Source organism: Methylobacterium oxalidis (genome assembly GCF_007992195.1).
In the GTDB taxonomy this organism is placed as follows: domain Bacteria; phylum Pseudomonadota; class Alphaproteobacteria; order Rhizobiales; family Beijerinckiaceae; genus Methylobacterium; species Methylobacterium oxalidis.
The window spans coordinates 1-9,606 of the sequence record NZ_BJZU01000086.1 but is presented as its reverse complement, the minus strand read 5'-3'; the positions used below and the strand labels follow the sequence as shown (position 1 = coordinate 9,606).

Below are 9,606 nucleotides of genomic sequence, written 5' to 3'. Positions count from 1 at the left end.
CGGGAGAGGTGAAGTCGAGACACGCCTGCCGGCCGGCATAGCCCCGCCACGCCGCTCCCCCCGCGAGGTACCCCGATGGACGGCCTCTTCAGCGGCTACGCCAGCCTCTTCGGCGTGCCCGACCTCGGGCGCGACGTGGTGGCGCCGGGTGCCTTCGCCGAGACACTGCGGGCCCGCGGCACGATGGGCGTGCGCATGCTCTGGCAGCACGACCCGGCCGAGCCGATCGGCCGCTGGCTGTCCCTCGCCGAGGACGCGCGCGGGCTGCGCGTCGAGGGCTGCCTCAACCTCGCCGTGCAGCGGGCCCGCGAGATCGACGCGCTGATGCGCGAGGGCGCGGTCGACGGACTCTCGATCGGGTTCCGCACCGTGCGGGCCGCGCCCGACCGGGCCGGCTACCGCCACCTGCGGGCGCTCGATCTCTGGGAGATCTCGCTCGTCACCTTCCCGCTCCAGCCCGGCGCCCGCACGGCCGGCGCCGAGCCGGCCGGGCTCGCCGCCGAGATCCGCTCCCTCGCCCGCCGCCTCGCGCCGCGGCGCGCCCCCTGCCTCCGGACCGGCCTCCCGGCCCGCGTGCAAGTCCGCCCGGCGATCCGCCAGCGCCCGGCGGCCCGGGCCTGACCCGGCCGTCACCTCCCCGCCCCCACCACCCGCGAGACGACGCATGACGCTCCCCGACACCGCCCCCGGCACGATCGAGACGAAGACCGGCCCCGCCCTGGAGAACAAGGCCGGCGCCGGCGAGACCAAGGCGGCCCTGGCCGACCTCGCCACCGCCTTCGAGGCCTTCAAGGCGACGAACGACGCCCGCATGGCCGAGATCGAGGGGCGCCTCGGGCCCGACGTGGTGACGGAGGAGAAGCTCGCCCGCATCGACGCGGCCCTCGACACCGCCCGGACCCGGCTCGACCGGCTCAGCCTCGACCGCGCCCGCCCGCCCCTCGGGCAACCCGAGGCCGCCGCCCGCGACGGGCTCGGGCTGTCCGAGCACAAGGCGGCCTTCGACCTCTACGTGCGGGCCGGCGAGAGCGCCGGCCTGAAGCGGCTGGAGGAGAAGGCGCTCTCCGCGGGCTCGGGCCCGGACGGCGGCTACCTCGTGCCGCCGACGATCGAGCGCGAGGTGCTGCGGCGCCTCGCCGCCCTCTCGCCGATCCGCGCGCTCGCCACCGTGCGCACCATCTCGGGCGGCCAGTACAAGCGGGCGATGTCGGTGACGGCGCCCGTGGCAGGCTGGGTGGCCGAGACGGCGGCGCGGCCCCAGACCGACAGCCCCGTTCTCGCCGAGATGAGCTACCCGGCCATGGAGCTCTACGCCATGCCGGCGGCGACCCAGACCCTCCTCGACGACGCGGTGGTCGACATCGACGCCTGGCTCGCCGACGAGGTCGAGACCGCCTTCGCCGAGCAGGAGGGCACCGCCTTCGTGAGCGGCAACGGCGTGAGCCGCCCGAAGGGCTTCCTCGCCGCCGATACGGTGGCCAACACCGCCTGGGTGCCCGGCAAGATCGGCTTCGTCGGGACCGGGGTCTCGGCGGGCTTCCCGGCCGCGAACCCCTCCGACGTGCTGTTCGACCTCGTCTACGGCCTGCGCGCCGCCTACCGGCAGAACGGCACCTTCGTGATGAACCGCCGCGTGCAGAGCACGATCCGCAAGTTCAAGGACGCGGACGGCAACTACCTCTGGCAGCCGCCGCTGGCGGCGGGCGGGGCCGCCACCCTGCTGGGCTTCCCCGTGGCCGAGGCCGAGGCGATGCCCGACATCGCCGCGGCCAGCCTCTCGCTGGCCTTCGGCGACTTCCGACGCGGCTACCTCGTGGTCGACCGGACCGGCCTGCGCGTCCTGCGCGACCCCTACTCGGCCAAGCCCTACGTGCTGTTCTACACCACGAAGCGCGTCGGCGGCGGGGTGCAGGACCACGAGGCGATCAAGCTGCTGCGCTTCGCCTGAGGATCGTCGCCCGCACTCGTCGAGGCGGATGAACCAGGGTTATGCAACCTCTGGTTTAATTTCTGCCGAGCGAATCTGTCACAATCTGTTGTTCTCGAAACGTCAGGTAATTTTTCCAGGGAACTGTTCCTTTCCCTCGCTCTTGATCGGGCCTTACATGCTCCATCTCGCGCGAGGGAAAGTGCAGGTATGAACCTGGATGGGGCGAAGAATGCCAAAGCCGAAGTTTTCGAGAAGATCTTCCGGTTCGAGGAAACACCGGTCGCGTTCTCACCCGGTGTCTCGCAGGGCTCCTTTCTGCCCCGGCGGGGAAGCGAAGTCGACAGCCGCATCACGGACGGGCGCCGCAGGCGGGAGCTTGATCCCATCGATATGATCGCGGTGGGCATCGCCGTCGAACCCGGGCGCGAGCGCGGAGTCAGTCTCGCTCTGCTTCTTCAGGACAAGAAGTTGCTTCACCATCCTCTGGTCGAAGAAGCCGTTCGCCGCATCGGTGACAGCGAGGTACGCCGGATCGTTACCGGCCCGGTCAGGTCTCAATCCGTGGTGAACGGTGGCCGCTGCCGGCCCCTTCGGATCGGAGCGTCCATCGGACACGTCCGCGTGTCGGCCGGCAGCCTGGGCTGCTTCGCGACCTGTCGCCTCGAGGGCCAGTTGGGGATCCTCTCGAACAATCACGTGCTCGCGGACACGAACGGCGGGCAGGCCGGCGATCTGATCGTCCAACCCGGTGTCCTGGACGGAGGCGATCACAGCGACGCGACCTCGCACATCGCGCGTCTCAGCCGGTTTCACCCGATCGATTTCACGCCCGGTGCGACCAATTACGTGGATTGCGCCTTCGCCGCGTTGATCGATGATGTCGAGCACGACCCGAGCCGGATCGGGCTTCCCTCCGGAACCGTGTCCGAATGCGTGATCGGAGAGCCGGAAGATCTCGTGATCGATCGGATGTCCGTGATGAAGGTCGGACGAACGACCGGCCACACGCGCGGATCGGTCACGATCGTGAGCATCGACAACGTGATCACCGGCTATCCCGGGTACCGCTTCGCACGCTTCGACAGGCAGGTTGCCATCTCGGGGGCCACGGGCACATTCTCCGAGCGTGGTGACAGCGGCGCACTCATCGTCACGGAAGACGGGCGGCCGATCGCGCTCCTTTACTCCGGGACATCACATGGCATCACTTATGCAAACCCGATTCAGACCGTACTCGATTCGTTAAGTGTTGATATTCATACTCGTCCCTGAGGGATGTTGAGCATGGTTGACCGGCGCGAGCACCTGCGGGCCTCGAAGTCAGCAGCTTTGGCCGCCAAGGAGGCCTTCGTCTCCCGGTACGCCAGAGGGCGCGACGATCGCGCTGTCGGGATCGGCCTGAGCAGAAGCGGCGACGAGTGGGTCGTGAAGGTTCTGGTGCACACGCCGGCAGCCGCCCAGGAACTGCCCCGCCAATTCCGCAACTTCGAAGTCGATGTCGAGATCGTCGGCCTCGCCGAGGCCTTCTGAGCGCTGCGCGTTGATCGCCCCGGCGCGGCGGGCTACTGCCGCCGCCGGCCGGGCCGGGCCATCCAGTCCGTGCGGGCCGCGGGCGCGCGGGCGGCGGCCTCGCCGGCCTGGAGCTGCGAGAGCTCGGCCGCGCGGGCGTTGATCCAGCTCGTGTGCTCGCCCAGCGGCGTCACCGCCGTGAAGCCGCCGCAGGCGGTGCGGTGCCGGGTGTTCTGCTGCATGGCGCCGCTCGACCAGCTCACCACGCCGACGATCTGGTAGCCGCCGGGACCGCCGCGCAGGATCGGGCCGCCGGAATCGCCGAGGCAGGCGCCCGCCCCCACCGTCTCGGCGAAGCGGCGCCGGTCCGTCACCACCGTGACCCGGTTGGCGACCTGCAGCGAGCCGATCGAGACGAGGTGCGCCTGGCGCAGCGTGCGCGCCGTGTTGCGGCGGTTCTCCGCCACCACGCCGAAGCCCGCGATGTCGACCGCGTCGCCCTTGGCGATGGAGCCGGCCCCGCGCGGGTCGAGGGGCTGGAAATCGGCCCCCAGGGGCTGCGCCAGCTTGATCATGGCGAGGTCGACGCCCGGCTGGTCCTCCGGCGTCGTGCCGGGCACGAAGTCCGGGTGCATGGAGGCCGCCACCGCGGAGACGCGGCGCTGGCGGAAGTTGCGGTCGACCACGACGACGCTGTAGCCGGCCCGGTGCATCACGCAGTGGGCGGCGGTGAGCACGAGGTCGGGCGCGATCAGGGTCCCCGAGCAGATCTCACCCTGGGTGCTCTCGATCCGCACCACCGAGGCGCGCAGCCCGTTCGGGTCCCGCGAGACCTCGCCCTGGATCACGGCCTGCGCCGGCCATGCCCCGAGGGGGCTCAGCGCGAGCGCGGCGAGAACTGCCTTGCGGAACGGGTGGGCGAACATCGGGTCTCTCTCCCGGGGCCGGGCGCAGATCGGATCGGTCGACAGGGCAGTCGAGCGGAGCGTAGCGTAAGGCAATGGGCCGGCCAAGCTCCGGTTCCACGGGCGATCATCACGATGCGGCCGGGGTTGCGCACGGGCCCGTCCACAGGGCGGACCACGTAGGCGCCGCGGCCAGTCCCAGGCGGCGCGGCCAGTCCCAGGCGCCGCGGCTAGTCCCAGGCGGCGCTCCGCCCCCAGCCGCCGAGCGTCCGGTCGAGCCAGGCCCGCTGCGGGCCGACGAGCACGCCCTGCGAGATCGCGCCGCAGGGGCCGCCGCCGACCCAGGCCGTGACCGCGACGACCGCGCCGTCGCCGCGGGCGATCGGCCCGCCGGAATCACCCTGGCAGGCGCCGGCCGGGCCGGCGGCCGGCTTCAGCCAGACCAGGATGCGGCTCGGCCCGTAGGGCTCCACCACGGGCAGCGCGGCGCTGCGGAAGGTGCCGGTGCTGCGCGCCTCGCCCGAGCGCACGACGCCGTAGCCCGACAGGACGAGGCTCTCGCCGGCCCGGGGGCTCTCCGCCGCGAGGCGCGCGGGCACGAACCGGGCGGGCAGCGGGCTCGCCACGCGCAGCAGCGCCAGATCGATCGAGCGGCGGCGCCCGGCGATGGCGCCGGCATCGTAGCCGGGATGCACCGCGCGGCCCGCGAGCTCGAGGAGGACCGGCTCGGCGCCCTCCTTGTAGTGGACCCGGTGCTCGGCCCGGCCCGCCGCGCAGTGGGCCGCCGTCAGCACCGTGTCGGGGGCGAGCACGACGGCGCTGCAGACGCCCCCGTCGGATGACAGGACCATCACGGCCCCGGCGGCCGCCTCCGGCGCCTCGCGGCCGCCGACCACCGCGCCGGCCGGTCCGGCAGCGAAGCTCAGGGCCGCGGCGAGCGCGCCCGCGCGCCCGCGCCCGCGCCCGCGCCCGCGCCCGCGCCCGCGCCCGTGCCCGTGCCCGTGCCCGAGCCGGAGAAACCTCGCCCGCAACGCGCCCGCGCGCCGCCCGATCGGCCGCGCCCGGCCGGAGATCTCGTCCATGAGCCGCGCCCTCCCCGCGTTCCCGATACGGCTCGACGGCGCCGCCGTCGAGCCGGTGAGCCTTGCCGAGATGCGGCTCGACCTGCGCCTCGACCCGGACGACACCGCCGAGGACGGGCTCGTGAGCGCCCTCGTCGCGGCGGCGCGCGCGCGGATCGAGGCCGAGACCCGGCGCATCCTCGTGCCCGGCCGCTTCCGCCTCGTCCTCGAAGCCTGGCCGCCGGACGGGTGGCTGCCGCTGCCCCTCGGCCCCGTCGTCGCCCTGGAGGGGGCGAGCCTCGTCGCACGCGACGGCACCGTCGCGGCGCTGGCGGCCGGCCTTGTGCGGCTCGGGCCCGACCTCGCCGAGGCGCCGGGCCTCCAGGTCGACGGCGCGGTGCCGGATCTCGCCGGCCGCCGCGCCGTCATCGAAGTCTCGGCCGGGCACGGCGGGGCGGGTCCGCCGGTGCCGCCGCCGCTCCTCTTGGCGATCCGGCGGCTCGCCGCGCTCTGGTTCGAACATCGCGGCGACGAGCCGGCCGCCGGCCTGCCGCCCGACGTCGCCGCCCTGGCCGCCCCCTTTCGTCGCCTGCGGCTCTGACCCCGCTCAAGCTCCGGGAACCCCGCCATGACGCGCTTCTCCACGCGCTTCTCCACACGCTCCTCGACGCGCCCCGCCCTCGGGGCGCGTCGCCGCCGCTTCGTGCTCGAACGGCCGGTGGAGGAGCCGGACGGGTTCGGCGGCAGCCTGCGCCGCTACGTCGCCGGGCCGGTCCTGTGGGGCGCGATCGAGCCGCTCGGCGAGGCGGAGCGCGTGCGCCTGCGCGGCGGCCGCGCCGACCCGGTCGCCACCCACCGCATCACCCTGCGGGCGCGGGACGGCCTCGCCCCCGCGATGCGGCTCGCCGCCGGCCCGCGCCGCTTCGTGATCCGCAGCCTCGACGCGGCGGGCCCGCCCGGCCGCGACCTCGTCTGCCGCGTCGAGGAACTGCCGGCGGGTCTCGCGTGAGCGTCCCCGCAGCCACCTTGAGCCCGCTCCTCGCCCTGCGGGCGGCGATCCTGGCGCGGCTGTCCGCCGACGCGACGCTCGCCGGCCTGATGGGCGGGCGCGTGCGCCTCCACGACGAGCCCCCTCGCGGCACGAGCCCGGTCTACGCGCTGTTCGGCGACGCCGAGACCCGCGACGCCTCCGTCGACGGGGCGGCGCGCCACGCCCACAGCCTCGCCCTCGTCGTCTTCGCCAAGCCGGGCTCCGCCCGGACCGGCCTCGACGCCGCCTCGCGCATGGCCGCGCTCCTCACCGAGGATGCTGTCGCCCCGCCGGGCCATGTCCTCGTGACCTGCCGCGTCGCGGCGCTGCGGGCCACCCGCGACGAGGCGAGCGGCGAGGCCCGCGCCGTCCTGACCCTCGAGGCCGTCACCGAGGCGGCCTGATCCCCGACCACCCGGAGCCCCGCACATGAGCGCCCAGAAAGGCAAGGACCTCCTCATCAAGGCCGGCACCGGCGGCGGCGGCTTCGTCGCCGTGGCGGGCCTGCGCGCACGCCAGATTGCCTTCAACGCCGAGGCCGTCGACGTCACCAACGCCGATTCGGCCGGGCGCTGGCGCGAGCTCCTGGCCGGGGCGGGCGTGCGCCGCGCCGCCGTCTCGGGCGCGGGCGTGTTCCGCGACGAGGCGTCCGACCTGCGCCTGCGCCAGCTCTTCTTCGACGGGCTCATCGAGATCTTCCAGGTGGTGGTGCCCGCCTTCGGCATCCTGGAAGGCCCCTTCCAGATCACGGCCCTGGAGTACCGGGGCGACCACGCGGGCGAGGTCACCTTCGACATGGCGCTGGAATCGGCCGGCGCCATCGGCTTCACGGCCCTCTGAGGCGCGGCCCATGGCGAACCGCCGCCGCGGCGAGGTGCCGCTCGAACTCGGGGGTGAGCGCCTCACCCTCTGCCTCACCCTCGGGGCGCTGGCCGAACTGGAGGACGCGCTGGGCGCCGGCGACCTCGCCGGCCTCGCCGAGCGCTTCGAGGGCGGACGGCTGGCCGCCCGCGACCTCATCGCGCTCCTCGGCGCGGCCCTGCGCGGGGGCGGGCACGACCTCGACGACGCGGCCGTGGCGCGGCTGCCGCTGGCGGGCGGCCTCGAGGCGGTGACGGGCGCGCTCGGCGCGGCCCTTGCCGAAGCCTTCGGGGAGGCCGCGCCGGACCCTACGCCGCCGCGGAAGGCCGAGAGCAGGGGCCGGGCCCCGCCTTCCCGTGGGACGACGCGCTGACGCTCGGGCTCCACGTCCTGCGCTGGCGCCCGCGCGAGTTCTGGGCCGCGACGCCGCGCGAGCTGGCGCTGGCGGCCGGCGCCGCGGCGGACCGGGAGGCGCCCGCGCGCGCCGACCTCGCGCGGCTCCTGGCGGCGTTCCCGGACGCGGCGGCGTGATGCCCGCGCTCACCACCACGGAGGCACCATGACCGGGACGGACCTCGACCGCGCCAACGCGGCGCGCGTGAAGCAGCTCGACACCCTCGACCGGCTCGCCCAGAAGTTCGGGCAGAGCCTGTCGAACGCGCTCGCCCGCAACCTCGGGACGGGCCGCCAGCTCGACAGCCTGCTCGGCTCGCTCACCTCCCGGCTCGCGGGCCTCGCCGTGAAGGCGGCCCTGAACCCGGTCAAGCAGGGCATCACCAGCCTCGTGAACGGCCTCCTCGGCACGCCCTCGCTCGGCACTGAGACCGCCTTCGCCCGCGGCGGGGTGGTGGCGTCGGGGCGGGTGCGGCCCTTCGCGGGCGGCGGCGTGGTGGCGGCGCCCACCTACTTCCCGATGCGCGACGGCACCGGCCTGATGGGGGAGGCCGGGCCGGAGGCGATCCTGCCCCTGAAGCGCGGCGGCGACGGGCGCCTCGGCGTGGCCGCGGGCGCCGCGGCGCGGCCCGTGGCGATCACCGTCAACATCGCGACCCCGGACGTCGCCGGCTTCCGCCGCTCCGAGGCGCAGGTCGCCGCCCAGCTCGCCCGCGCCGTCGCCCGCGGCCGGCGCGCGCTCTGATTGGTGTTCGCCTCGGCGCGGCCGAGGCGGCCCGGCGCACGCGCGCCGGCGCCCGGTCGGGCTCGCGCCGCGATGCGGCGGGCCTTTGTTCGCCTCGGCCGGGCCGAGGCGGTCCGGCGCACGCGCGCCAGCGCCCAGTCGGGCTCGCGCCGCGTCGCGGCGGGCCTTTGTTCGCCTCGGCCGGGCCGAGGCGGCCCGGCGCACGCGCGCCGGCGCCCGGTCGGGCTCGCGCCGCGGCGCGGCGATGTGATGCCCGCTCGCCTCGGCTTGGCGGGCCGGCGCAGGAACCGGAGACAGCGATGCCCGCCGATTTCCACGAGGTGCGCTTCCCCCTCGACGTGGCCCTGCGGGGCAGCGGCGGCCCGACCCGTCTCACCGAGATCGTGACCCTGGCCTCGGGCCGCGAGCACCGCAACAGCCGCTGGGCGGATTCCCGCCGCCGCTACGACGCGGGCTTCGGCATCCGCACCCTCGACGCGCTCCACGCGGTCGTGAGCTTCTTCGAGGAGCGGCGCGGGCGCCTCTACGGCTTCCGCTACCGCGACCGGGTCGATTTCCGCTCCGGCCCGCCGGGCCGGGCGATCGCGCCGACCGACCAGCTCCTCGGCACCGGCGACGGCGCCACCCGCGTCTTCCCCCTCGCCAAGACCTACGGCGGCGGGCCCCTGCCCTACCGGCGGCTCATCGCCAAGCCGGTGGCCGAGAGCGTGCGCGCGGCGGTGGCCGGGGTCGAGGTGGCGCGGGCGGCGGTCTCCTGCGACGCCACGACCGGCCTCCTCACCTTCGCGGCCCCGCCCGCCGCCGGCGCCCCCGTCACGGCGGGCTTCGAGTTCGACGTGCCGGTCCGCTTCGACACCGACGAGCTGACGGTCAACCTCGAGGCGTTCACGGCGGGCGAGATCCCGAAGGTGCCTCTCGTCGAGATCGTGCCCTGACCGGAGCCCGCCGATGCGCGACCTCTCCCCCGCCCTCGCCGCCCGCCTCGCCTCCGGCGCCACGACCCTGTGCCAGTGCTGGTCGCTCGCCCGCCGCGACGGCCTCGTCCTCGGCTTCACCGACCACGACCGCGACCTCGCCTTCGGCGGCCTGACCTACGCCGCGCGCAGCGGCCTCGCGGCGGCGGAGGCGAGCCGGGAGCTCGGCTTCGCGGTCTCGGGCGGGGACGTGGCGGG

15 protein-coding genes are annotated in these 9,606 nt (G+C 75.0%); 13 read left to right on the top strand and 2 right to left on the bottom strand.

Annotation, left to right across the window (positions count from 1 at the left end):
• Positions 1-75: 75 nt before the first annotated feature.
• The 4 genes from MOX02_RS20040 to MOX02_RS20025 all read left to right on the top strand — a co-directional run bounded on the left by MOX02_RS20040 (position 76) and on the right by MOX02_RS20025 (position 3,460).
• On the top strand, positions 76-621 hold the full coding sequence (locus tag MOX02_RS20040; RefSeq protein ID WP_147027565.1) for an HK97 family phage prohead protease: 546 nt from the start codon (positions 76-78) through the stop codon (positions 619-621).
• A 43-nt stretch (positions 622-664) separates the two neighbouring features.
• Positions 665-1,948, top strand: coding sequence for a phage major capsid protein (locus tag MOX02_RS20035; protein ID WP_147027564.1), 1,284 nt, complete (start codon positions 665-667; stop codon positions 1,946-1,948).
• Positions 1,949-2,137: 189 nt separating this feature from the next.
• Positions 2,138-3,202, top strand: a complete 1,065-nt coding sequence (locus MOX02_RS20030) for a chymotrypsin family serine protease (RefSeq protein ID WP_147027563.1) — start codon at positions 2,138-2,140, stop codon at positions 3,200-3,202.
• Positions 3,203-3,214: 12 nt separating this feature from the next.
• Positions 3,215-3,460: a hypothetical protein gene (locus MOX02_RS20025; RefSeq protein WP_147027562.1), complete on the top strand. Its 246-nt coding sequence runs from the start codon at positions 3,215-3,217 to the stop codon at positions 3,458-3,460.
• Between the two features lie 32 nt (positions 3,461-3,492).
• Here the strand turns inward: MOX02_RS20025 and MOX02_RS20020 are convergent, their stop codons facing one another.
• Positions 3,493-4,365, bottom strand: a complete 873-nt coding sequence (locus MOX02_RS20020; RefSeq protein WP_147027561.1) for a S1 family peptidase — start codon at positions 4,363-4,365, stop codon at positions 3,493-3,495.
• Between the two features lie 209 nt (positions 4,366-4,574).
• Positions 4,575-5,426, bottom strand: coding sequence for a S1 family peptidase (locus MOX02_RS20015; protein ID WP_147027560.1), 852 nt, complete (start codon positions 5,424-5,426; stop codon positions 4,575-4,577).
• Between MOX02_RS20015 and MOX02_RS20010 the strand changes: the two genes are divergently transcribed.
• From MOX02_RS20010 to MOX02_RS19970, 9 genes are all read left to right on the top strand, one after another.
• Positions 5,425-6,006: a head-tail connector protein gene (locus MOX02_RS20010; RefSeq protein ID WP_147027559.1), complete on the top strand. Its 582-nt coding sequence runs from the start codon at positions 5,425-5,427 to the stop codon at positions 6,004-6,006. The genes MOX02_RS20015 and MOX02_RS20010 overlap by 2 nt on opposite strands.
• Positions 6,007-6,033: 27 nt before the next feature.
• Entirely contained in the window at positions 6,034-6,414 is a 381-nt protein-coding gene (locus tag MOX02_RS20005) for a head-tail adaptor protein (RefSeq protein WP_147027558.1), read from the top strand.
• Positions 6,411-6,839 (top strand): tail completion protein gp17, encoded by a 429-nt coding sequence (gene gp17 / locus MOX02_RS20000; RefSeq protein WP_147027557.1) that lies wholly within the window; start codon positions 6,411-6,413, stop codon positions 6,837-6,839. Before MOX02_RS20005 ends, gp17 begins: the two co-directional genes overlap by 4 nt.
• A gap of 25 nt (positions 6,840-6,864) precedes the next feature.
• A complete protein-coding gene (locus MOX02_RS19995; RefSeq protein ID WP_147027556.1) occupies positions 6,865-7,275 on the top strand; it encodes a phage major tail protein, TP901-1 family in 411 nt (136 codons plus the stop codon).
• Positions 7,276-7,285: 10 nt separating this feature from the next.
• Positions 7,286-7,669 carry a gene transfer agent family protein gene (locus MOX02_RS19990; protein ID WP_147027555.1) on the top strand — a complete coding sequence of 128 codons (384 nt, stop codon included), beginning with the start codon at positions 7,286-7,288 and terminating at the stop codon, positions 7,667-7,669.
• Positions 7,666-7,827, top strand: coding sequence for a phage tail assembly chaperone (locus MOX02_RS19985; RefSeq protein WP_147027566.1), 162 nt, complete (start codon positions 7,666-7,668; stop codon positions 7,825-7,827). Before MOX02_RS19990 ends, MOX02_RS19985 begins: the two co-directional genes overlap by 4 nt.
• A 28-nt stretch (positions 7,828-7,855) precedes the next feature.
• Positions 7,856-8,434 (top strand): phage tail tape measure protein, encoded by a 579-nt coding sequence (locus MOX02_RS19980; protein WP_147027554.1) that lies wholly within the window; start codon positions 7,856-7,858, stop codon positions 8,432-8,434.
• Positions 8,435-8,733: 299 nt separating this feature from the next.
• On the top strand, positions 8,734-9,369 hold the full coding sequence (locus tag MOX02_RS19975) for a DUF2460 domain-containing protein (RefSeq protein ID WP_147027553.1): 636 nt from the start codon (positions 8,734-8,736) through the stop codon (positions 9,367-9,369).
• A gap of 13 nt (positions 9,370-9,382) precedes the next feature.
• Positions 9,383-9,606 (top strand): baseplate hub domain-containing protein (locus MOX02_RS19970; protein ID WP_147027552.1); only part of this gene is annotated, 224 nt, incomplete at its 3' end.